This window comes from Veillonella sp. CHU732 (assembly GCF_003992085.1).
In the GTDB taxonomy this organism is placed as follows: Bacteria; Bacillota; Negativicutes; order Veillonellales; family Veillonellaceae; genus F0422.
In genome coordinates this window covers 50,175-74,084 of record NZ_RQVC01000002.1, presented here as the reverse complement: position 1 = coordinate 74,084, position 23,910 = coordinate 50,175, and the positions used below count along the sequence as shown (strand labels likewise).

Below are 23,910 nucleotides of genomic sequence, written 5' to 3'. Positions count from 1 at the left end.
CGTGATTACAAAATAGCTGTAATAATGTACCAATATTTGTTATTCTATAATCTTCCAATTACTCCCGTTCTTTTCAAGTACCAAATCAAATTGAGATACCTGCGTTGCTTTGGTCTGCTGGTCGATATACTCCACTGTCAGCGATACCGTGACTTGATTATCCTTACGATTGTGAATAGGATTTACCAGTTCTTGAAAGATGTACTCTTTTCCGATTGGTTTTAATATCCCGTCATTCACATAGTAGGAAAGTTCACTGGCTGTCGCTGTAGGATAGAGCTTGAAGAACGTCGTTAAAAACTCATTGATTTCATTGGTTGTAATGGAATCAACCGTCCCCTCACTTTCAATGGCTTTTGGTTTATAACTTGATTTCTTAGGTATGTTGGTAATGGTCGGATTCTTAACCAGTACCATATTTCCAGAACCATCTACATAGACACTCACTATATAAGCAGAGTGGACGGTCTTTGTATTTTCTCCCTCTGTAATGAGCTGGTCTACACTGTAGGTTACATTAAACTCATTGTCGCCAGTTGGCTCTACCGTCCATATCTGAAATCCTCTTACAGAAGACGATACAGGAATATCTTTGCGTACTGTATCAACATTGAGAGCTTGAAGTTCATCTGTCAGATAGCCTTTTAGACTTTCCATTCGATTATCAATGGACTTATCGGATTGCTCCCATGAATAGTAGACTTTCGCAAAGTTCTCTACAAAATTTTCTACATGATGAGTATCAACGTATTCCTTTTCTATGATAGTTGTTTCGTGAATAGTATGAGTATCTATAGCTGTAAAGTGCTTGAATATCGCAAAGCTGAAACTAAGCCCTAAAAGTACCCACAAGGCAATCACAACCTTTTTATGAGGATTGACCTTATAGACACGAGGTTTCTTTTCCTTTGGTATCTGTTTTTCTTTATTCTGATTTTTTCTAAATTTCATCATTAAATCTTCCTTTCTCATTGTTTGATTCGTCCTGCTCCCACTAAATGCTGTTGCCAGTAGGGGCTTGTTAAGTCGGCATAACCGATTGGGTCGCCTGCATGAAACATACGGTTATTGCCAAGGTATATCCCAACATGAGTAATATAAGAGCCAGCGTTATAGGTAGAATGAAAGAAAACCAAATCGCCAGCTTGTGCTTCCGATAGTGGGATATGCTGGGTCACATCATATTGCTGTTGTGCGGTTCGTGGTAAGTTAATTCCAGCTTTTCCATACGTCCATTGTGTCAGTCCGCTACAATCAAAAGAAGTAGTCGGGGAAGCTCCACCGTAAACGTATCGCCAGCCCTCATATTTCAGTGCTTCGTCCATGATGGCTTGTACCGTATCATCATCAAACTCTGTTGTGACAAGATACTGCGTTACCAGTTGCACATAAAACATATTGCCATAGTTGTATCGCCAGCCCCCATTGATAGGTATGGCTATGGGATTGGGGTAAGACACTTTTTCGCCACCTGAATACTCTTTTGAGAAACTTTGAGCCAGTTCAAAGGTATATTTATTTCCACGATTAGCCACATACCCTAAGAAACCACCACCATAATTGTAGGACTGGATAACCGATTCTAAATCTACACTGAGCCTTTCGCTACTGGCTAATAATTCACTGAAATACTTCACACCTTGCTTAATGGATTCTTCTGTACTCAATGAATTAGGTGGAAGACCGAGGGATTCCGAGGACTGCATAACATCTTCTGCTGTACCACCCGATTCCACCTGTATAATCGCAAGAAGTATATTGACGTATTCTTCAATTCCATATTCTTTGGCAACTTTTTCTACCATAGGCTTATGAGCCAGCACTTCTGCGGAAACATCCACACCGCCATAGTGAATGTTGGAAAAACCGCCATCTTGTTCATCTGAAAATAAAATGGCGACAAACAGAAGCAGTGAGAAGACCATCAAGAATAATCCCGAACCACCAATCACTAAAGTTTTCAACTTCATGGTTTCTTACCGACTTTCTTAATGGTGGCGGTTTTGATTGGTGGTCTACTTCTTGTATTTTGTAGTGGTACTCTTTGAACAGTAGACGGACGTTCTTTTGTGATTGGACGTTGTGAAGTTCTATCTGCTGTAGTGGTTGAAGTTGCTGGCTTTTGAACGGTTTTTTCTTGAACGGTATTGCCTTGGCGTTCCACTTTTGGACTTGAAAAATCGGACTTAACTGCTGGACGCTCTTGTTTGGCTTGTTGAGATTCCTTATATGAAGTCTGAATATTAGACTGTTTTGAGGTCTGTTCATCATGATATTGTTCTTGTCTTGTAGTCGGTCTTTCATGAACAGAAGAAGCAGGCTGTTTTTTCTGTTTGACCTGTTCCATTTCAGAGCGACGCTTCGCAATGGTTTTTCGCCTTTGTTCCTGCTGTTCCTTGCGTCCACTGGCTCTGTCCGCTTTGGTTTGAGAAATACTACTGGTTAAATCACGGACATTCTCTTTTACTTTGGATTTTCCTTGATATACTGCATATCTTGCATTGGTCGGCAAATCTTTAACCTGTTCTTTCAAACCACTAGCAGTGTCTACCATTCTGTCTTTGGTATCAGCTACTGTACCGATGGTTTGACCGATACGTTTTCCAAGTGTTGATTTTTCCTTTCCGTCTGGTCGGGAGTGATCTGCTTGTGTCCTTGCAGAACTCCCCGAACCCGACTGTCCTTTTTTACCTGTAACAATGGCAGACCCAGCCCCTAGAGTAGTCATGGAACGTCCAAGTTTCCGCTGTAGACGGTGCATGTGAGCGTGCATAAGCATACGAGGTTTTCTCATCACACGACTTCCCACACTTTGAGAATCGTTACTCTGTAGAGAAAACATACTCATTAAATCGCCCAGCTTGAAGTAGATTCCTGCAAAGGTCACAATCTGTAGAAAAGCAATCAAAAAGAACGGATAACCAGCCGATAAGGTATAGAGCATGGTTGAAATACTAAATGCTGTCGTAATAATCAATGTGATTCCAGCTCGTGTCAAAATGGTATTAAAGAGCTTTGTTATGGCTCGTTTTGACATACCATCAAATGATGGAATCATGCTTAAAATAAAGCTCACAGGCAGAAACATAGCATAGATGATAAAAAGTACCTGCGAGAAAATCATGATTCCTGTTAATAGGAATACAAATATGGAAATCCCAATATTGAAGACAAATAGGAAGAAGACTGTACCTAAACGGTTAATGGTCTTTGTAATGGTTAGATTGGTATTGCTTCTGTCTTCAATTTCTTCCGCAACAATTTTTTCTCTATCTTCGCCATTGTTGGAATCTGGGCTGGTGGAGAGCAGGCTTTCCACACGGTCAATACCGATACTTTCAATGTCTGAACTGTTGTATTGAAGCAGTAGCCACGGTTGCTGAACCTGTATGGAAAACAGGCTATCTCTGATTAAGTCCACGCTGTCCTTGCCTTGACTATCGGAATGGGGCATGACAATCTTCGTGCCAAGTGATAAACTGGCATTACTGATGTCTGATGAAAAGTCATTGATTTTTTTAATGTAGTCGGGAGCGTAGGCAATAAAGGAAGCCGATAGGATAAACACCAGCACAAAATTCATAATGGCATGAATTGCCTTTGTGGTTTCTCTCTTTATCAGTCCCGTATAGGCAACATAAACCCCAAGAACCAAAATCAAGAGTAAGAGGAATCCAACATAGAAACCCTCTGTTGAAAATCCGTTTGCACTCACACCAGCTAAGGTCTGCATATTCTTACCAATGGAATCTGCTGTAGCGGAAATGAAGTCTAAGGAATAGGCTTCCTGTACTAAGTAACCTGTCGCATTGGAAACATACAAACTGATTGTCCAAATAAAATTGGTAATGGCATATAGTCCATACATGACCTGTTTTCCAATCCCGTCCGACCAGTTCCACGGAAGCCAGCCCCAGCTATTATCCACATAAAAATCCAGTTGATAGTTTTCAAGTGGGTATCGGCTGTATTCATTTGCCACATTGACCGTATCATCTACCAAGCCCGCAGCTTGAACCACCGTTCCCAGCATGGCTAAAAGAAAAATGGCAATCACAAGTGTGAAAGCCACTGTCATTGCCACTTTACCTAGACGTTTCAGCGTCCAGTTTGATTTTATTCTGTTTACTATTGATGGTTTCACATTTACACCTCTTTTCGCACAGGTGGTCTGGTATCAAAGGCATGGAGCAGTTCTTCAAATACAGGGTGGAACTGTATCACACCGACACGACCATATAAATCACTGATAAGGCATTGCCCGTTTTCCAAATCACGCAATCGCTTCTGATTGTTTTCGTCCTCTGGGTCTACACCAAAAAAGGCTAAGGTCTTTTTAATCTCGTTAAGGTCAGTGGAACGAAATGCAAATTTTAAGCCGAGGTTATTTTTCAGTTTTTCATCTAAGAGGTCGTCTGTATTTTGGGTCACGAAATATACCCCAGCGTTCATAGCACGACCAGCCCGAACCAGCTTCATAGATAGTGTTTTTCCTTGTGCTACCTGTAAAAAGCTCCATGCTTCGTCTAAATCTACAATCTTGAAAATGCTTCGGTCTGTATGGATAAAGTCTAAAGCAAAGGTACTAATGACAATCAGCATAGCAACGGATAAAAGCTCCATAGTGGTATATTCCTCAAAGGAAGTTTCCTTGTCGGGAAGTACCAAGTCCGCAACCTGTATAATGTTCAGTTGTTTTTCTAAGCTGATAGACTGCTCCACATAACCATTACTGAATAATAAATGTGCAAAGTCATAGTCTGTAAAACTTTCGATATGGTCGGCTATACTGGTACTTAGTGGCGTATTCTCAACCCGTAATTCCTCAATCACTTTCATCAACCCTCGTACTTCACTATTGGTTACTGCACGAATGGCTTTTCTAAGGATTGGGAAGCGTTCCCCATCACGAGAGGAAATCCCCGTAAGGAATGTCAGAATATCAATAGCCAGTGATTCAGAATCTTTGGGATTTTTCATAATCACATAAGGGTCAAGTAAGCCTTTGTTTTTCTCATCAGAAGTCAGAGTGACGATATTGATTTCATGGGAAATCTCTGGCAAGGTTTCTTTCCATCTGCCACGTTCTGCTTTTGGGTCTACAATCACTGCTTGTGCCCCATAAAGCACCGCATAATAGACGATAAGGTTATTCGCAAAGGATTTACCACCACCCAGCGAACCAACAAAAGCCGACGCTAACGCATTGGTTACTGAACCCTTAACCCCTTGACTGGCAAGAGCAGGTTTCAGATAGACATTGCGTCCAGTATCTAAGCTGTAGCCAACATAAATCCCCTCATTTTCCCCCAGCATTTGAGTAGCACCAAAACCTAAACCAGCGAGGAAATCAGAGGTCACGTATTGAATATAATCATTCATATAACGCTTGCTGGCAGGTAAAAATTCTTCATGTAAGCCGAGCATATCCCCAAATGGTCGTACCAGTTTTACGCTTAAATCGTCATAAAAATCTTTCACTTCATTACAACGACGTTTGAGTTCGTCAAGATCATTTGCTGATACCCTTACCACATAAGACAGCTTGTACATAGATTCCTTGCTTTGGTCTAAATTGGTTTCCAGCTCATTCACACTTTCCAGAGCTTCCGCCACATTGGAGCTGGTTTCATTATCACTTTGCCAAGCGTGGTTATCCAAGTCTTTCAGTTCTTTCTTTTTATTGCGGACAGTAGATAGGGCTTTACGATTCGCTACAATTTCCACATTCATTGACGTATCAATCGGGAATGTAAATTGCTGTTGCTGGTAGTAGAAGATTTCAGAGGACGGGAAGTCCAGTTCTCCGACAATGCTGTTAATGGTAAAGTAAGCTACATAGACGGTTTCATCTTCCTGCTGGATTTTCAAATATCGCTGTTTTTCTTCCACCAAACAGCGAGTAGGCTTAATCAAGTCATAGTATTTAATCAGCGTTTCATTATCCAGCTTTTTCTTTGATAGATGGTACTCATACTCTTCATAGGCAGTGCCTGTCTGTCCGTAAAGGTGTTCAATCAGATAGCCGAAGTCGTCCTTATCTAACCTGCGGATTTTGAAACGACGAGAGATTTTATTTTCTAAGAGCTTTTCCATCTTCTGAAAACGCAGGATTTCATCATTACTCATACTAACAAAATCGCCCATCAGCTTATGGTTCACATCATAGACAAAATCAGACAAAGCATTTTTTGCTTCAACGGTAAGACTTTTCATAGAAAACTCCTGATCGTTGAGAAGCAACTTAAAGCCGATAAAGAAACGGTAGTTCACTTGATTTTCGCCAATCATGGATATTAAAGCGTCTGTCTGTTGGTCGATTTTGTCATAGGCAACCGCTTTGAGCTTGCCAGTGACTTCATTTTTGGAACGCTCTTGTGCAGAACGTATGCTGGATTCTGTACTGATTTGTAAAGCATGAATTTTGCCATCACGATTTTGTGCGATAAGCTGTCTGAAAGAATCATGCACTTGTATTTTCTGTTCTGGACTTAGAAATGAGTAATTGTAAGGAACAAGCTCATAGTAAGCATAACATTCCCCGTCTTTATTCCAGACGAGATTGTTTTCAATGTATTTAATTGGATATGCCATAAAATTCACTCCTAACTGCTGTAATGGCTTCTTGTGGCTGGTTTCTGCCAAGCGTTACTTTTTTTCCTGCATAGGTCAGCTTTGGTCGCAGTGCATAAGCAATGACAGACTTCAAAAATCCATAAGGCTTTTTACCATCAAAAGTTTTTGTAGACATAAACCATGTGAAAGCCACAGGAATCCCAAAGTATTTGAGAAATGCTCCCTCTATCATGGAAAGAGGGGGCAAGTTGCCAAGTATCATCACTGCAAAGAGTGACACGACAAACCATGTCATTTGCGTAAAGGTTATGGGAAACGGAAGTCTAAAATCATTGATAGAATACAGTACCTTTTCCACAGACCAGATACTGGTATAGCTTCGTATTTTCTTCATGTAATCAATCCTTTCATAAAAAATAGGGGTAGCTGATTGAGCCACCCCGTAAAATAGAAAATCTGCCAGTAGTAATGTACCGACAGATTTAATAGACGATTTCAAAAATCCCATGATTGGTTGAGATAAACGTTCCTGAAAGGTCTAAATCCCGACCATAGGCTTGATAATCAATATAGTTTTGAAGACTAGCTGGTACTTCGCCTAAAGCACCCGTTTCTTCAATGTAGTAGCGTGCCACGTCATACATATCATCACAATCGGAATGAATGATAATATCCTCTTGATGTTCGCTTAGTTCTTCAATGCTTGAAAAATGAGTGAGCAGAGCAGATAGCTCCGATTGTAATTCTTCGGGTAATTCCGATACCATTTCCCATAGTCGATTGAGTTCGCCAATGGAAGTGTATTCGTCAACCGTAAAGGGTAACTCGTAGTCATGAATGGCGTATTCCTCATATTCATCATTCAAGCCGATTTTCTCTTTGACTTCCTCAAAGTCAATGGGAAAGGTAAACCACGCACCGACCAATTCGCCCTCATTGTATTTGCCTAAATTCGCAATATAGACTTGCATATCGTCCATATATTCACGTCCTTTCTTTGTAGAGATTCAAAAATCCCTACCGCACTTCGTTTGGTGTACCATTCCTTTGCGGAACATAAGAAAACCACTTATATTCCACAAAAGAACGGTTTTATTTAAGCACCAATAATGCGATTGAATAGCTCTAGTAAAATGTCTTTTACTCCAGCAGCGTTGAAGACTAAGCCAACCGCAATAATCGCAATAATTAAAAAGCCAATCAGTTTGCTAAACTCACGCTTGAAGCCAAGATACAAGCCAATCACAACGATTGCTAAAAGCACCAGTGATTGAGCGTTTGATAGAAACCAGTTATAAAGGTTTTGTCCAAAATTCATAAAAATGTTCTCCTCTCTATATTCAATGAATTTGTATTTGAGTTATTTTTTTGGGGTATACACTTTCTGGTATGGATAGAGATTCCATGCCAGATTTTTTTATACAAAAAAGAGGACATTTGCTGTCCCCTCGTTATACAATCAATTCACCACAAAAATCATGAAAGAAGGTTAAACAAATGTCCCATAATGATTCTATCCTAAATATTCTTGGAATTAAAGATAAAAATATTAAAATTATTTCTGTTGAAGAAGCTGAACACAACAACGATTCTGTTAAAGAGTATATAACGCTAATAACAGCTACTCTTTCTTATCCGATTAATCGTTGTCGTAACTGTGGCTTTCCCACAGTTAATAAGGATGGCTTTCGCAAAACTCATGTACGACTGGCAAGTTTAAATGGGAGAAGATATGAACTAGAGCTTCGTAAACAACGCTATAAATGTAAATCATGCCATACTACTTTTGGTGCTATTACTAATTTAACCAAAGAAAATCAAACCTTATCCAGTGATCTCAAAAATCAAATCATGCTTTTAGCTCGTAAAGGCTTATCTGGTCAGCTTATTGCTGAAATGTGTCACTGCTCTCCTAGCAGTGTTCGTCGAACAATCTTAGAGCGCATGGAACCACACTATCGTGTGGCTAAGTTGCCTAAGCATCTATGTTTTGACGAGTTTCGTTCAATTAAGTCTGTGATGTCCTTTATCTGTTGTGACGCTGAAACCCACCAAATTGTCACAAAGTTACAGGATCGTCTATCACCTACCATTGTTGATTATTTTGAAAGTCGTTATTCAAAAGCCGAACGCGAATGCGTTCAATCAGTTGTAATTGATTTAAATGCTCAATATCAAAGTTTTATCTATCGCCTTTTCCCTAATGCCAATATCATTATTGATCGCTTCCACCTTGTACAATTAGCTGGTCGCGCTTTGGACAATTGTCGTATCTCTATCCTAAAGCAACTTGATAAACAGAGCCAAGAATATAAAATTATGAAGTCACATTGGAAGCTATTCCATAAAAAAGCTGAAGATCTTCACCCTGAAGAAGTAGTTTTTCTTCGCGGCGTTAAACAATATATGACTCGCCAAAATGCTGTTGATCTCATTACTAGTAAATTTTCCAAGTTCGCTGAAGTATACCAAACTTACCAAGATATCACGAAAGCCCTAAACGAGCGCAATAGTGAATTACTAGAGTCAACCATCTTAGACTACCAAAAAACCAATACAGAAATGGATACTGCTATTCAAACCCTTCGTCAAAACAGAAAATATGTCTTAAATAGCGCTAAATTTGAATACTCTAATGGTCCTTTAGAAGGCATCAATCGCAAAATCAAAACCCTAAAACGAACTTGTTATGGTTTTGCCAATCAAAAATTTTTCTTTTTAAGAATCGATTGTATTTTTTCGTAAAAAAATACCCCCTACATTTTCGTAGGAAGTATTTTTAGTCAACCATACCAGTTGACAGATATCCCACTTAGGACATTTTCCTACAAGGGGTCCCGAGCGCTTAGTGGGAATTTGTACCCCTTATCGATACAAATTCCCCGTAGGCGCTAGGGACCTCTTTAGCTTCTTGGAAGCTGTCAGTAGTATATCTAATAATTTATCTCCATTCCCTTTAGTAACGTGTAACTTTCCAAATTTAAAAAAGCGACTCATAGAATTATTTCCTCCCGTTAAATAATAGATAACTATTAAAAATAGACAATACTTGCTCATAAGTAATGGTACTTAAATTGTTTACTTTGGCGTGTTTCATTGCTTGATGAAACTGATTTTTAGTAAACAGTTGACGATATTCTCGATTGACCCATTTTGAAACAAAGTACGTATATAGCTTCCAATATTTATCTGGAACATCTGTGGTATGGCGGGTAAGTTTTATTAAGACACTGTTTACTTTTGGTTTAGGATGAAAGCATTCCGCTGGCAGCTTAAGCAATTGCTGAATCGAGACTTGAGTGTGCAAGAGCAACCCTAGTGTTCGGTGAATATCCAAGGTACGCTTGTAGAATCCTTCTTCAACAATCAGATAGATGTCAGACGCACGGCTTTCAAAAACCACTTTTTTAATAATTTGTGTGCTTAAATGGTAAGGAATATTCCCAACAATTTTATACCTCTGTTTGTTAGGGAATTGAAACTGTAGAATATCTTGGTGAATTAAAGTGACACGAGTATTCAGTTTTAATTTTTCTGACGATAAGTTGAATAGATGACTGTCTAATTCAATAGACGTTACCTGTTTACTTATTTTAGCCAGTTTCGTCGTTAAATGCCCTTTACCTGTTCCAATTTCGTAAACGGTATCGGTTTCTTTTAAATTCAATTGTTTTATTATTTGGTTGAGTACTTTTTCACTCGTTAAAAAGTTTTGAGAATATTTTATATTTTTGTTCATGTAATCACTCCTGAAGTGATTACATCTGTAAATAAATACAGAAGTTAAACGATTTGTTTGTAATTTTAGTTATCTGTTTAAAAAGTCATAAGATTAGTCACTGGTAGGAATTAATCTAACGTATTTATTTATCTGCGTAATCACTGTTTTTAGTCTGTTTCAAAACAGTAGATGTTTTATCTACATTACGCATTTGGAATACCAACATGACGAATCCCTCCTTCTTAATTACAAATTTTTAGCATCTAATTTAACTTCAATTCCTATTATACACAAAATTTTAAGATACTGCACTATCAACACACTCTTAAGTTTGCTTCTAAGTCTTATTTCCATAACTTCTTTTACGTTTCCGCCATTCTTTGCTGTTTCGATTTTTATGATATGGTGCAAGTCAGCACGAACACGAACCGTCTTATCTCCCATTATATCTTTTTTTGCACTGATTGGTGTATCATTTCGTTTTTCTTTTTGTGCGCCTAAATTTCCCACAATCACTCACTTCTTTCTATTTCTTCTTATTCTTATTTTATCATCAACAATCACAAATCACTTGTGATTTGTGATAAGTGATTTGTGATAAGTGATTTGTGATTAATATATAAAAGCCCTCTTTAAAGGGCTTTTATATTTATTTTGAGAAAGATATAAAATCAATATATCCCTTTTCCCCAATTTTTACAACGGCATTGTAGGGCATATAGTTTTTTATATGAAAGCATTTGTTTTAATATTTGTTCCAAAGAGCCATCATGGCTTTGACAGAGCTCTTCTTCTATGCAAATGCTTTTAATCCGATCCACACGAAAATTCCTATATTCATTTCTTAGCCTGCAAAACCGATTAAGTACCAGTTCTGTTCATAAAACCCCAGTGATATAGGCTCTATCATTCTGCTTTCCGGTTCTTGCCCTCCTGATGCAGGATATTGAATTGATATTACCCTTTTATTGCAGATTGCAGTCTGAATTGCTGCAATAACGTTATCCGCCAATGTATTTTTCTGTCCAGATGTGCTGTACACGTTAATACTGTTCTCCAACTCCTGTGCATAGTTTTTTTCACCATGCTTCAAAATAGATTTGATTTTATACATAGCTGAATCAAAATCCTTTATAAATGATTCATCTCCATGGCAATTTAAAAATTTCCCTGCTGTAATCAATGCACCCACTTCCGCCGCTGTAAACATTACCGGCGGAAGTAGGAAGCCCTCTACAAGAAAATATCCTTTTCCGGCCTCAGATCCAATTGGTATTCCGGCTTCTTCAAGTGTCCGGATATCTCTGTAAACTGTCCTTAAGCTTATATTAAATCGCTGTGCAATTTCTTTGGCAGGAATTATTTTTTTTTGATTGCAGCTGAATAAGAATAGAGGTTACTCTGTTAATCCTGTTCAAATTTTATTCCTCCTCTGTGACTTCCATAAAAAGTATATCCTATGCGTTCTTAAGCTAGCTGCTGTTAGTGCTTTTCATTGCACCCTGGTTATAAAAGCCATACTCACAAACCTCTTCACCAAAACTCTTTACATCTCTAATATAGAACTCTATCTAGCGAACTTTTAGAAAAGATATAAAACATCAGAGTATGGACAGTTGCGGATGTACTTCAGAAAAGATTAGATGTCTAAAAAGCTTGTAGTTAAAGCTTTTTAGACATCTAAATCTAGGTACTAAAACAATTCATCCAGTAAAATATAATATTTTATTTTCTCCCAATCAGGCTTGATCCCCAGTAAGTCAAAAAATAGCTCGACATACTGTTCTTCCCCGATATCCTCCCTGATCGACCGGACGCAGAAGGCAATGTCATACCACTTGTCCGCCCTGCCGCTTCTCCCAAGATCAATAAAGCCACTTACTTTGCCATCTTTCACAAAGATGTTGCTGTCTCCCAGGTCGCCGTGGGAAAAGACAAGTTCCTCTTCGGGCTTTTCCGTCTTTAAAAAATCATACAGCTCGCGCGGATCTTTAAATGGAGTGTCTTCTTCCCAGTTTTCGCAATCCACATCGGCCAGATCGTTATTCAGTAAGTAATCCAATTCGGCTAAGCGGCTGTCTAAGCTATTCGTATAGGGACAATCCGATATGTCGATGGAGTGAAAGAGCCTGATGCACTCCGCATACAGCTCGATAATCTTTTCAGGGCTTTGTTCATCTTCATACTCTTCCGAGCAAAGGACGCCATCGGCCTCACTCATGAGCAGATTGCTCCAGCCATCATGCCGTTCAAAGTGCAGGACCTTTGGAACAGGCAGCTTTCCTTCCAGCCATAGCATCATGTCCTTTTCCCGTTCCACATCATAGGTGGTCCCTTTATACCGGCTGTCCGTCATTTTTAAATATAGGTTTTCATTTTCTCCCACCAGCTTATATACCTTAGCAGGAGACATTCCTTCCGTATCTTTTACGCAGCGGTATTTTTCGATCAGTTTTTTCAATTCCGGTGATATTCTCATTTTAGCCATTTATTATTTCCTTCCTCTTTTCTACAGTATTTAAAGATACCCCAAGAAGCTAATTATAACAAGACGAACTCCAATTCACTGTTCCTTGCATTCTAAAACCTTAAATACCAGAAAACAGCTTTTTCAAAGTTGTTTTCAAAGTTGGCGTATAACATAGTATCGACGGAGCCGATTTTGAAACCACAATTATGATAGAATTTACAAGCTATAAGGTTATTGTCCTGGGTTTCAAGCATTAGTCCATGCAAGTTTTTATGCTTTGCCCATTCTATAGATATATTGATAAGCGCGCTGCCTATGCCTTGCCCCCTGAAATCCTTACATACGGCGATATCTTCTATATAAGCGTACCGGTTCCAATTTTTTCGCAGTTTAACTTTTCCGACGCATTTATCGTCTTGGTAGTAAAGATATATTATCTTATCAGTATTGTCAATATATTCAAGGCAATCTGCCTCCTCATCCTCTTCATCCTCTTCGTCTTGGTAGCTTTTTAAATATGGCGCTTCATAGAGTAATTCTGTAAAGGTCCAATTCTCGTTTTCATACCTCGGTATAATCTTACCTATCACCTCAAATGGTTCGCTGGGTTTATCGATATCTTTCAGGTGCCCTGCTTTCATTTCTGTAATCACTGTTCCCGCCTCTCTTCTATATCAGCGGCATATGTGCTATCCAGGCAGCCGGTTTTACCAGTGTATTTTTTATACATGTCCCTGGTATATTTTGTTATATTCCTATCATACTCCGGATAGGCATAATGAAGCCTTTCCGCCACCTCACCGGATACCGCCCTGAACAATTGATGGCATAGAAATAATGCTTCCCATATGTTTTCATAGGAATCCATCCGGTAGGTGGACAAAAGTTTCTCCCACAAATCCTCGGATATATACCTTTCAATAAACTTATAGTTCTTGCCTACACTTAATTTAAAGCCTGTTTCGATGCCGACCTTCCATGATATCATTCTCAGCAGCTCATGGCGAACAATCTGATTAAAATGATCAATAGCAAATAAAATTTCCTCCCGTTAAATAATAGATAACTATTAAAAATAGACAATACTTGCTCATAAGTAACGGTACTTAAATCGTTTACTTTGGCGTATTTCATTGCTTGATGAAACTGATTTTTAGTAAACAGTTGACGATATTCTCGATTGACCCATTTTGAAACAAAGTACGTATATAGTTTCCAATATTTATCTGGAACATCTGTGGTATGGCGGGTAAGTTTTATTAAGGCACTGTTTACTTTTGGTTTAGGATGAAAGCATTCAGCTGGCAGCTTAAGCAATTGCTGAATCGAGACTTGAGTGTGCAAGAGCAACCCTAGTGTTCGGTGAATATCCAAGGTACGCTTGTAGAATCCTTCTTCAACAATCAGATAGATGTCAGACGCACGGCTTTCAAAAACCACTTTTTTAATAATTTGTGTGCTTAAATGGTAAGGAATACTCCCAACAATTTTATACCTCTGTTTGTTAGGGAATTGAAACTGTAGAATATCTTGGTGAATTAAAGTGACACGAGTATTCAGTTTTAATTTTTCTGACGATAAGTTGAATAGATGACTGTCTAATTCAATAGACGTTACCTGTTTACTTATTTTAGCCAGTTTCGTCGTTAAATGCCCTTTACCTGTTCCAATTTCGTAAACGGTATCGGTTTCTTTTAAATTCAATTGTTTTATTATTTGGTTGAGTACTTTTTCACTCGTTAAAAAGTTTTGAGAATATTTTATATTTTTGTTCATGTAATCACTCCTGAAGTGATTACATCTGTAAATAAATACAGAAGTTAAACGATTTGTTTGTAATTTTAGTTATCTGTTTAAAAAGTCATAAGATTAGTCACTGGTAGGAATTAATCTAACGTATTTATTTATCTGCGTAATCACTGTTTTTAGTCTGTTTCAAAACAGTAGATGTTTTATCTACATTACGCATTTGGAATACCAACATGACGAATCCCTCCTTCTTAATTACAAATTTTTAGCATCTAATTTAACTTCAATTCCTATTATACACAAAATTTTAAGATACTGCACTATCAACACACTCTTAAGTTTGCTTCTAAGTCTTATTTCCATAACTTCTTTTACGTTTCCGCCATTCTTTGCTGTTTCGATTTTTATGATATGGTGCAAGTCAGCACGAACACGAACCGTCTTATCTCCCATTATATCTTTTTTTGGATATCTGTCAACTGGTATGGTTGACAGATATCCTTTTTTTGTTGTTATCACGTCCTGTTCTTTTACTGACTGTTGCTTCAAAATCTGCTTGTGTCGGTCTGTCAGTTTCGCATGGTCGAGAATGTCTTTTACAACCTGCGTCTGGTTGATTTCATCAAGTTTAATCGCAACCTTTAAGGTCGGGGCAACTTGATGAGATAGCCAGTTCAGCGTCCTTTGGAAGGAGTAAGGCTCTGGTTTTGTGGTTAGTTTTAATCGTTCACGATTGTTCCCAATAAACCAAGCCCATTCTTCATTCAGTTTCCAATCAGAACGAGGTTTGGAATCGTCTTTATCTACAAAACGGATATACCGATTGATAATTTTAAAGGCGGTATGCTCTGGATTGTCATAGACGAGTAAATCACGGACTGCATAATAGGCACGCTCATTTTTCAATCGAATCTCAAAACGGTTTTTTACTTCTGCGTCTTCAATGGGAATATCATTTTTCTTGTACTGCTCGTAGTCCTTTTCATAGATACAGAAATAAACTTCACTTTGTAATGAACCGATATAGAGGGTGTTTCCCATACATTCCTTTTCCTCTTTGCGTACCAGTTCGCCACTGCGATAGCTTTTAAAACTGCGGAAGACGGAGATACATTCTTCCTGTTGGCACTTTTCAGTGAGTACAGGGATATTCAAAATCCCTGTCTTATCGTTAATGGCAAGGTCAAGGCGTTTCATCACACCGCCAGCCACCAAAACGTCCATAAAGAACTCATACCAGCTTCTTTGTTGTGCCAGAAGATAGCTTTCAAATTGTCTGCACCCACGACCTTTCAATTCCACCAGAACTCCTTTGTCCAGTTCATGGGAGCAAAGGACGAATATGTCGCCTAAAGCATAATGCTCTGAATAAGAATAGAAACCATAGTCCTCATGAAGAAAATAGGACAGTTTCAGTTGTAAGATGTTTTCGACCACCTGCTGTACGTCTGTTGTCGGAAAGCGAATCCTTACATAATCAAACAGCATTTCAAGGGGAGCGTCGGGATTGAAGCGTTCCAGAGCTTCCCAAAGGGACTGCTGTAAATCCTCTGATGGCTTGACTTTTCCTGTTTCAATATCGCTTAGATACTGCCTTGTAATACCAGTCGCAACAGCTAAACGGTTTTGAGATAGTCCATAAGCCAAGCGTTTTTCTTTTAAATGCTGTAACCAAGTTTGTTCATTCAGTAAAAATCCCTCCAATCAAAAAGGCGTATGTCAACTTTTAAAGCCCATTTGACATACGCTGAAATTTTGTAAATCCCTTGTAACCAAAGGATTTTCTAATGTTTTTTTGACTGTTTCCTGTCGATTTGTACCCCCCTGTTAGATACGGGGGGTTAAGTGCTGGCGTGGCTATTGCCACACCAGCCAGCAAGATCAGTCCACACCTGCGACTTCCGCTTCGCACGTCGCCTGCGTGGACTGTCTGCTGTTGGATAACTTTTTAATTTCCTCCAAGAAATCATATCCTTTTGGTACAAGGGGAGTATAAAACTCTGATATGACACTTGTTCCTACATCAACATAGCCACGACCTTTGATTCGCTTTAAGAAGAAATCCTTTTGTACGTCACTGCCAAACATCATGCCATAGCCCATTTCAGACATACGACCTAAAGCCACTCTGAAATTAAACTGATCACGGATTCCGTCGCCTAAATATTTTGCGTCTGGACGTTGACAAGCCAGTATTAGAAAGAAGCCAGCTTGACGACCTAACATGACAATCTGTTTCAGCTTATTCATAACTGCGGTGTTTTCTTTTGTTCCCAGCATTTCCATGAAAGCGACGTATTCATCAAAGATTAAGAAGTGTGCCGGGAGACCTAAGTAAGCATAATTTTTGCCAGTCTTATAGTTCTTCATCTGCTTCATTTCCTCACTACGTTTCATCATTTCTTCATAGAATGTTTCAATGCAAGAAAGCAAGTCTTCTTTTCTATAGTAGACATTTGCCATCACAGAACCTAAGTCCGCAAGGTCAGCATTTTTCGGGTCAAGAATATACAGTTTTGAATCTGTATGAAGCAAGGCTTCAATCAGTGTCAGTATAAAGTAAGTTTTACCGCCACCTGTACCACCAGCAATCAACATATGAGGGAGCTTATCATATTCCCACCATACGTTTTTCATTAAGCGAAGTTTACCATCTTTAGCTTCTACTTCATCAATAGAAATACGACTGGCTATGGTGTCATAGAGCAAAGTATATTCCACATAGGAATCCTTTAACTCTTTATCCGTCAGCTCACAGTACAAGCCACTCTCTAATTTCTTTTCCAAGTGTAAGAGTTGGTCTTGATATTTTCCCAGCGTGATTTCCACCCGTATCTGTATCAAGCCATTTTTAAGTCGATAATACATTTTAGGGAAGTAGGTTATCTTTTCCTTTGTACGACCAGCACTATCTTTAAAGAAACCCTCTGTTTTGACCTGTTCAGATTCATACCACTTGTTTTCAAGTATCATCTTTGCCAGTTTTTGACGGTGGTAAAGTTGTTTAACCGTATCATAGCGAACCCGTTTGAATACAAACGCTACCAGCAAGCAGATAAGAATTGCGACACTGAAACTGATAATTAAATAGGGAATGTCAATCTTATCTGCTTGTGATAGGTTAAAATCCTGCCAGTTGATCTGCTGGATTGTCTTCACATGAAACAGTCCGACAACCAGCAGGAAAACAGGCAGGAGTGACGCTATCGTAAAATGAAAGACTAAATCTTTACCAGATGGGCGAATCCTTTTACCACGCTGTTTCATGCGAAAAAGTCTCCTTTCTACCTAGCGACTATTTGTCTTGTGTCGGTTCTTTCTTTGCTTGTGGTTGAGCTTTGAATGAACTAGAATCCTTTGTCAGCACAATATCGTCTGCCTTGATATACCAGTCAACATCTGCTCCTTGATAGGTGGCAGTAGCAACGGTGTCCGCAATGGGATTGATAAGTTCCACCCGTGCGTTATAATCAAACTCTTTCAAAGGCACGCTGGCAGGAATACTTACTTGAATCATGCGTCCTTGTCCTTTGGATTTTAAGTCATAGGTACGTTCCTTGATTTCATCTGAAACCGACCCGTCTTCATTTTGGATTCTCACTTCACGACGTAGAGCAGAGAATTTCAATTCTCCAAAAGTCGTGTCTTTATCTAATACAATGCCATTTGCTAATCTCATCATTTTTCCTCTCTTTCTTTATTCTTTTATCATGTCGTCAGCATGTAAAAGGTAATTTGTAAAACCACGAGTGCCGATTTTGTAGCCCTCTGCGGTAATACGTGGATTGACTAACTTCACACGTTCCTCAAAGCCGAAATGTTTTTCGCCAGCTTCAGCAGGAAGCACCACCACAATATCATCTGCTCTTTGAACATCAGAATAGAGATTATAGCTTCTTGATAAGACAGTTAGCCGTCCGTTGATTCTTCGCTGAACGACTTTATCCTCGCCAGCAAATTCTAAATTGCCGAATGTTTTTTCCATGTTGGGAATCACAAATTTAAGTTCCATATTTTTACCTATCCTTTCTTTTTTATTGGCTGAATGAATGTTTGATGGTCTTAAAGAGTGGGGAACGACCTTTTGATTCTTGATTTTTTGTTTTCATAAGTTCACTTCCTTTCAAAATCGGGTAAAAAAATAGACACCTCATTTTTTGAAGTGTCTACCTATTAAATATTCAAATTTTATTGGAAGTATCTTTATATCTTCACTTTTCAAGGATAAATCGTCGTATCAAAGCTCATTCATAAGTAGTAAATTAGTAGTAAATTGAGTGGTTTTGACCTTGATAAAGTGTGATAAGTCCAGTTTTTATGCGGATAACTAGATTTTTATGCTATTTTTATATAGAAACATAAGCCTTTTAGAATCGCTTTCTCTGTCCTCCTTCATTTATTATCGAGTCATACAATATTCCTTGAATGTAGGTCTCATGCCGCCTGTCCTATAGTAACAGAAACTTATTGGGGATACTCCCTAGGAGCATCCCCAATACTATAATTACCATTATTTTGCTTTGTAAAAGACTCCTAGAGAATTTCTTTCTACAGGTTGAACCTGGTCATATAAATTTGTTTCTTTAAAATACGTTGCGTATTTATTTGGCACATAAATCAAAGCACGTGATAGTTTCTCTGTATCTTTTGCCAAGTCAGTAGGTTTCACCATAGGCATGATATTTTTCCCATTTTCCCAAACACTTTCATGTTCTTTGTAATGTATAAAGGAAGTAGTTCGTCCCAAATAATAGGATAAAGACGTACGATAATTACCATATTGATACACCTCTAATGGCGTAGTGCCTTCCAATGTCATCACTTCATTGGCTAATACTTTTCCAGATTGGTCTTCCATAACTGGCACTAAGTTAGGAACTAATGCTAAATAAAAAATGATCGCACTCGTTGCCATACTGCACACTAAGACAGACCCTGTTCGTTTACTAGCGGCATAAATAAACGTCAACACAGTCACTGCCAAACTAATCCAAAGATACGCACTATGTGACAAAGACACACTCAATCCCACTATGACTAATCCTAGTAAAAATGGAAATCCACCCAGCGCATATAGGATAAACACCTTCCACGGCATCTTACGCTCTTTGTATCCTTCTATACAAGCATGAATACCCATGCCTGCCCATAATGCCAAAGGAATCAGCATAATAAATGTGTAGGTAACATATTTAGTGGCCATACACGTGTAGAATAGAACGGTTCCTACAAACCAGAAAATAGACCAATACCAAATATAGGCGTGTTTCTGTTCATTAATACCACGAACTACAAAGCTAGTCCATGGCATCATACAGATTGGTAATAAAGCAAAATACAAATACCACCAATTATGCTCTGGATGCTCTGGCACTGTGGCTCTCATCACATTATGTAGCCCTAAAAATCCTTGGATAAAAGCATCACCATGAACATAGTACATATATCCATACCACGGCGCTACGACTAGGATAAAAGCAAGGATACCTTTCCAAGAAAAGACATACTTAAACCAATCCATACGGCGATTTAAGGCCACATACAAAATTAAAATAATCCCTGGTAGCACGATCCCTACAGGGCCTTTGGTAAGTACCGCTAAGCCTGCAAACAGATATGCATAGACCATATGGCGATGACTTTCACCTGTGATACCACGATATAAATAGTAAAAAACACCCATAGAAAAGAGAAATAAATATCCATCCGTCACGACAGCATGACCGATGTACCAAAATTCTAACGCCGTTCCTAGGGCAATGGCACTCCACATGGCAATCCGTTCTACTTGATATATACTGAAAGCCATCCGATACATCGCTAATACCGTACAAGTAGAAACGACAATGGATGGCAATCGAGCAGCCAAATCAGAGATACCAAACAAAGAGTAGGACAGTATAAGCCCCCAATATGCCATAATTGGTTTATCATACCAATACATGTCATAAATCATAGGGGACAAAAACTCTCCATGTTTCATCATGGTCACGGCAGATAAAGTGTAGTTTGATTCCACTGTATCCGTCACAGGCAACGCCCATGCCATAAACAAGTAGAACAAAAACGTTCCAATCCCTAGCCATGCAAACCGTTTCCATGAAAATGTTTGTTCCATAGCAATACAACCTCTGTATTCAGATTTAAAAAAATAGTTTCCCCAACAAACGCATCACTAGCCAAGCTAAAATAATCACAAAAGCACCAGCAATGATAAATTTAGCTAATGTGAATAGCACTAAAATAATCACTGCTACACCTACAGCTAAACCTGCTTTCCACTTCCAATTAAGGGCATTCCACAAGAATACCTTCATATTGGGTATGGTCTGAAAACTTTGTTGTTCCTGTTGAGAAGATTGATGATGATGAGGAGCATCGTATGTTCGCCCCTCTTCATCAATGGTTGTTCCGTCAAAATCACGTAATTCTTCTTCTGAAAGAACGCGGGTTCCTTCTTCATACTTTTGTTCTTGACTCATAGTCACTCCTATAGAGCTTGTAAATGTTTTTCCAACAATTCATTCACGACTCCAGGGTTTGCTTTCCCCTTGGAGGCACGCATTACTTGACCTACCAAGAATCCAATAGCTTTACCTTTACCAGATTTGAAATCTTCTACAGATTTTGGATTATCTGCAATGACTTGTTTTACGATTTCTTCAATAGCTCCTGTATCGGTAATTTGCACTAAGCCTTCTTCTTCTACGATTTGGTCTGGATTTTTACCAGTTTCAAACATTTTGACAATGACTTGTTTTGCGATTTTACCAGAAATCGTTCCTTTTTCAATTAGGCTAATCATATCAGCCAATTGTTTTGGTTGTACTTTGCTATCCGCATAAGAAATACCAGCATCGTTCACAAGTTTCGCCAAATCACCAATGATCCAGTTAGACGCTGTTTTTGCATCGGCTCCAGCCTCTACGACAGCATCGAAATAATCGGCGGTAGCACGTTGGCTTGTCAATGTACGTGCATCTTCACTGGACAATCCATAGGATTCCATAAAGCGTTGTTGTTTTGCTTCTGGCAATTCTGGTAAGGATTGACGGATTTCTTCTACATAGTTAGGGTCTACTACAATAGGTACCAAATCTGGTTCTGGGAAGAAACGGTAGTCATTTTCTTTCTCTTTCTTACGCATGGAAAGAGTGATGCCTTTGCTATCGTCCCAAGTACGAGTTTCTTGTACGATGACTTCTCCATCTTCTAAGGCTTCCGCTTGACGAAGTGCTTCGTATTCAATACCTTTTTGGATGCCAGTTAAGGAGTTCATGTTTTTGATTTCAGTTTTTGTGCCTAATTTAGTTTCCCCTACAGGACGGATAGAAATGTTTGCATCACAACGCAAACTACCTTCTTCCATACGTCCGTCAGATACGCCTAAGTATTGTACAATAGCACGAATTTTATCCACATATTGGCGCGCTTCTTCACCAGAACGAAGATCAGGTTCCGATACGATTTCTAACAATGGTACACCGGTACGGTTATAGTCTACATTGGAACTATCAGAGCTAGAAATAGTAGCACCACTATGCACTAATTTACCTGCATCTTCTTCCATATGGATACGGTTGATACGAATGCGACGAGTTTCCCCATTCACTTCTACATCGAGATGACCATTTACGCAGATAGGCAAGTCAAATTGAGAGGTTTGCCAGTTTTTGGGCAAATCTGGATAATAATAGTTTTTGCGGTCAAATTTATTGAATAGTACGATTTCGCAGTTTAATGCTAAACCGACTTTGATAGCATATTCCAACACTTTTTGGTTAAATACAGGCATCGTTCCTGGTAAACCTAAGCAAGTTGGACATACATGTGTATTGTGGTCGCCCCCGAAGGCCGTTGTACAGGAGCAGAAAATTTTTGAATTTGTTTTCAGTTCAGTATGAACTTCAAGGCCTACGACTGTTTCATATTTCATAGTTTCAATTCTCCCATAGTTGGCAATTTTGTAAATTCAGGACATTCTTGTTCAAAGCTATAGGCTGCTTGCAACAATGTACTTTCACCCATAGCAGGCGCCAATAATTGCATACCGATTGGCATACCATTAGAACCAAATCCAGCAGGAATACTGATACCTGGGATACCTGCCAAGTTAACTGGCACTGTACATACATCCTCTAAATACATAGTCAATGGATCGTTGATTTTTTCACCAAATTTAAAAGCTGTATTCGGAGCGGTTGGTGTTAATAATACATCACATTCTTGGAATGCTGCATCAAATTCATTTTTAATTAAACGGCGAGCTTTTAATGCTTTTAAATAGTAAGCATCATAGTAACCAGAGCTCAATACATAGGTACCCAATAAGATACGACGTTGTACTTCTTCGCCAAAGCCTTGAGTCCGAGTTTTAGTAGACATTTCCACTAAATTATCTGCTGGCACGCGAAGGCCGTAGCTAACTCCATCATAACGAGCTAGGTTAGAACTAGCTTCTGCTAAAGCGATGATATAGTACGCAGACAAGGCATATTTTGTAGTTGGCAAGGAAATATCTACGATAGTAGCACCCATATTACGATACGTTTCGATAGCTTTTTCCAAAGCTACACGCACTTCTGGATGTAAGCCTTCACCAAAATATTCTTTAGGCACACTGATGCGCAAGCCTTTTACATCTTTCACAAGAGCTTTTGTATAATCGACACGATCTCCTGGGATGGATGTAGAATCATGGAAATCATGACCAGTAATGGCATTTAACACGATGGCTGCATCACGCACATCTCTTGTCACAGGGCCAATTTGGTCCAAAGAAGATGCATAGGCAATTAAGCCATAGCGAGACACGTTGCCATAGGTTGGTTTCAAACCAACCACACCACAATAGGATGCTGGTTGACGAATAGATCCACCTGTATCGGATCCTAATGCCCAAATAGCACTACCGCTGGCAACCGCTGCTGCACTACCACCGGAAGAACCGCCTGGCACATAGTCTGGATTCCATGGATTTGTCGTTTTGCCTAAGGCAGAATTCTCTGTGGAGCTACCCATAGCAAACTCGTCCATATTTAATTTACCTAAAATAACTGCATCTTGGGATTGTAATTTTTCGATAACCGTTGCATTGTAAGGTGGTACAAAATTTTCCAACATATGGGATCCACATGTGGTGGCCACACCTTTTGTACAAATATTATCTTTAATCGCCCCAGGAATCCCTGCTAATGGAGAAATAGCTTCCCCTTTTGCGATTTTAGCATCCACAGCCTCTGCTTGTGCTAACGCCGCTTCATGAGAGTCAGACAAGTACGCATGTACTGTTGGCTCTACATTACCTTTATGTGCCAATACAGCTTTTGTAAGCTCTAGGGCAGAAATTTCTTTATTTACTAATTTTTGATGTAATTCAAAAAGAGTCATGTAT

General features: G+C 39.0%; 23 protein-coding genes and 5 pseudogenes. 1 reads left to right on the top strand and 27 read right to left on the bottom strand.

Annotated elements, in window-relative coordinates; all coding sequences use genetic code 11:
- Positions 1–39: 39 nt before the first annotated feature.
- The 7 genes from EO121_RS01250 to EO121_RS01220 all read right to left on the bottom strand — a co-directional run bounded on the left by EO121_RS01250 (position 40) and on the right by EO121_RS01220 (position 7,894).
- Positions 40–972: a conjugal transfer protein gene (locus EO121_RS01250; protein ID WP_001224318.1), complete on the bottom strand. Its 933-nt coding sequence runs from the start codon at positions 970–972 to the stop codon at positions 40–42.
- The gene (locus tag EO121_RS01245; RefSeq protein ID WP_000769862.1) at positions 969–1,970 is read right to left on the bottom strand and encodes a lysozyme family protein; all 1,002 of its coding nucleotides are present in this window, start codon (positions 1,968–1,970) and stop codon (positions 969–971) included. Before EO121_RS01245 ends, EO121_RS01250 begins: the two co-directional genes overlap by 4 nt.
- Entirely contained in the window at positions 1,967–4,144 is a 2,178-nt protein-coding gene (locus tag EO121_RS01240; protein WP_000804748.1) for a CD3337/EF1877 family mobilome membrane protein, read from the bottom strand. The genes EO121_RS01245 and EO121_RS01240 overlap by 4 nt, the downstream gene beginning before the upstream one ends.
- Positions 4,145–4,146: 2 nt before the next feature.
- Positions 4,147–6,594, bottom strand: a complete 2,448-nt coding sequence (locus EO121_RS01235; protein WP_000331160.1) for an ATP-binding protein — start codon at positions 6,592–6,594, stop codon at positions 4,147–4,149.
- On the bottom strand, positions 6,578–6,970 hold the full coding sequence (locus tag EO121_RS01230; RefSeq protein WP_000723888.1) for a conjugal transfer protein: 393 nt from the start codon (positions 6,968–6,970) through the stop codon (positions 6,578–6,580). The genes EO121_RS01235 and EO121_RS01230 overlap by 17 nt, the downstream gene beginning before the upstream one ends.
- A gap of 88 nt (positions 6,971–7,058) precedes the next feature.
- Positions 7,059–7,556 carry an antirestriction protein ArdA gene (locus EO121_RS01225; protein WP_000342539.1) on the bottom strand — a complete coding sequence of 166 codons (498 nt, stop codon included), beginning with the start codon at positions 7,554–7,556 and terminating at the stop codon, positions 7,059–7,061.
- A 116-nt stretch (positions 7,557–7,672) separates the two neighbouring features.
- Positions 7,673–7,894: a hypothetical protein gene (locus EO121_RS01220; protein ID WP_001009056.1), complete on the bottom strand. Its 222-nt coding sequence runs from the start codon at positions 7,892–7,894 to the stop codon at positions 7,673–7,675.
- 179 nt (positions 7,895–8,073) lie between these two features.
- Between EO121_RS01220 and EO121_RS01215 the strand changes: the two genes are divergently transcribed.
- Complete coding sequence (locus EO121_RS01215; RefSeq protein ID WP_000019067.1) at positions 8,074–9,321, top strand: ISL3 family transposase; 1,248 nt, start codon at positions 8,074–8,076, stop codon at positions 9,319–9,321.
- 256 nt (positions 9,322–9,577) lie between these two features.
- Here EO121_RS01215 and erm(B) (EO121_RS01205) read toward each other — a convergent pair whose 3' ends face one another.
- From erm(B) (EO121_RS01205) to gatA, 20 genes and pseudogenes are all read right to left on the bottom strand, one after another.
- Positions 9,578–10,315: a 23S rRNA (adenine(2058)-N(6))-methyltransferase Erm(B) gene (erm(B), locus tag EO121_RS01205; RefSeq protein ID WP_001038795.1), complete on the bottom strand. Its 738-nt coding sequence runs from the start codon at positions 10,313–10,315 to the stop codon at positions 9,578–9,580.
- Between the two features lie 124 nt (positions 10,316–10,439).
- Positions 10,440–10,523 (bottom strand): 23S rRNA methyltransferase attenuation leader peptide, encoded by an 84-nt coding sequence (locus EO121_RS01200; protein ID WP_001814874.1) that lies wholly within the window; start codon positions 10,521–10,523, stop codon positions 10,440–10,442.
- A gap of 48 nt (positions 10,524–10,571) precedes the next feature.
- Positions 10,572–10,813, bottom strand: a pseudogene (locus tag EO121_RS08820) (peptide-binding protein).
- Positions 10,814–10,946: 133 nt separating this feature from the next.
- Positions 10,947–11,024: pseudogene (locus tag EO121_RS08840) on the bottom strand (topoisomerase); the annotation flags it as partial.
- Positions 11,014–11,507 (bottom strand): annotated as a pseudogene (locus tag EO121_RS08835) (helix-turn-helix transcriptional regulator); the annotation flags it as partial. The pseudogenes EO121_RS08840 and EO121_RS08835, both read right to left, overlap by 11 nt.
- Before the next feature lie 483 nt (positions 11,508–11,990).
- Positions 11,991–12,785: an aminoglycoside O-phosphotransferase APH(3')-IIIa gene (gene aph(3')-IIIa, locus EO121_RS01175; protein ID WP_001096887.1), complete on the bottom strand. Its 795-nt coding sequence runs from the start codon at positions 12,783–12,785 to the stop codon at positions 11,991–11,993.
- 92 nt (positions 12,786–12,877) lie between these two features.
- Positions 12,878–13,420: a streptothricin N-acetyltransferase Sat4 gene (sat4, locus tag EO121_RS01170; RefSeq protein WP_000627290.1), complete on the bottom strand. Its 543-nt coding sequence runs from the start codon at positions 13,418–13,420 to the stop codon at positions 12,878–12,880.
- Positions 13,417–13,818, bottom strand: a pseudogene (locus EO121_RS01165) (aminoglycoside 6-adenylyltransferase); the annotation flags it as partial. The pseudogene EO121_RS01165 and the gene sat4, both read right to left, overlap by 4 nt.
- Positions 13,758–14,543 carry a 23S rRNA (adenine(2058)-N(6))-methyltransferase Erm(B) gene (gene erm(B) / locus EO121_RS01160; RefSeq protein ID WP_127165458.1) on the bottom strand — a complete coding sequence of 262 codons (786 nt, stop codon included), beginning with the start codon at positions 14,541–14,543 and terminating at the stop codon, positions 13,758–13,760. The pseudogene EO121_RS01165 and the gene erm(B) (EO121_RS01160), both read right to left, overlap by 61 nt.
- Positions 14,544–14,667: 124 nt before the next feature.
- On the bottom strand, positions 14,668–14,751 hold the full coding sequence (locus tag EO121_RS01155) for a 23S rRNA methyltransferase attenuation leader peptide (protein ID WP_001814874.1): 84 nt from the start codon (positions 14,749–14,751) through the stop codon (positions 14,668–14,670).
- Positions 14,752–14,771: 20 nt separating this feature from the next.
- Positions 14,772–15,035 (bottom strand): peptide-binding protein, encoded by a 264-nt coding sequence (locus EO121_RS08830; RefSeq protein WP_223716794.1) that lies wholly within the window; start codon positions 15,033–15,035, stop codon positions 14,772–14,774.
- Positions 15,018–16,220: pseudogene (gene mobT, locus EO121_RS01150) on the bottom strand (MobT family relaxase); the annotation flags it as partial. The pseudogene mobT and the gene EO121_RS08830, both read right to left, overlap by 18 nt.
- Positions 16,221–16,242: 22 nt before the next feature.
- Complete coding sequence (locus EO121_RS01145; RefSeq protein WP_000879507.1) at positions 16,243–16,395, bottom strand: hypothetical protein; 153 nt, start codon at positions 16,393–16,395, stop codon at positions 16,243–16,245.
- 2 nt (positions 16,396–16,397) lie between these two features.
- A complete protein-coding gene (locus tag EO121_RS01140) occupies positions 16,398–17,783 on the bottom strand; it encodes an FtsK/SpoIIIE domain-containing protein (RefSeq protein ID WP_000813488.1) in 1,386 nt (461 codons plus the stop codon).
- A gap of 28 nt (positions 17,784–17,811) precedes the next feature.
- Positions 17,812–18,198, bottom strand: a complete 387-nt coding sequence (locus EO121_RS01135) for a YdcP family protein (protein ID WP_000985015.1) — start codon at positions 18,196–18,198, stop codon at positions 17,812–17,814.
- Positions 18,199–18,213: 15 nt separating this feature from the next.
- Positions 18,214–18,528, bottom strand: a complete 315-nt coding sequence (locus tag EO121_RS01130; RefSeq protein ID WP_000420682.1) for a YdcP family protein — start codon at positions 18,526–18,528, stop codon at positions 18,214–18,216.
- Between the two features lie 498 nt (positions 18,529–19,026).
- Positions 19,027–20,634: a glycosyltransferase family 39 protein gene (locus EO121_RS01120; protein WP_127165456.1), complete on the bottom strand. Its 1,608-nt coding sequence runs from the start codon at positions 20,632–20,634 to the stop codon at positions 19,027–19,029.
- Positions 20,635–20,659: 25 nt separating this feature from the next.
- Positions 20,660–20,998 carry a hypothetical protein gene (locus tag EO121_RS01115; RefSeq protein WP_127165454.1) on the bottom strand — a complete coding sequence of 113 codons (339 nt, stop codon included), beginning with the start codon at positions 20,996–20,998 and terminating at the stop codon, positions 20,660–20,662.
- An 8-nt stretch (positions 20,999–21,006) separates the two neighbouring features.
- Positions 21,007–22,452, bottom strand: a complete 1,446-nt coding sequence (gene gatB / locus EO121_RS01110) for an Asp-tRNA(Asn)/Glu-tRNA(Gln) amidotransferase subunit GatB (RefSeq protein WP_127165452.1) — start codon at positions 22,450–22,452, stop codon at positions 21,007–21,009.
- Positions 22,449–23,906, bottom strand: coding sequence for an Asp-tRNA(Asn)/Glu-tRNA(Gln) amidotransferase subunit GatA (gene gatA / locus EO121_RS01105; RefSeq protein ID WP_127165450.1), 1,458 nt, complete (start codon positions 23,904–23,906; stop codon positions 22,449–22,451). The genes gatB and gatA overlap by 4 nt, the downstream gene beginning before the upstream one ends.
- Positions 23,907–23,910 lie beyond the last annotated feature (4 nt).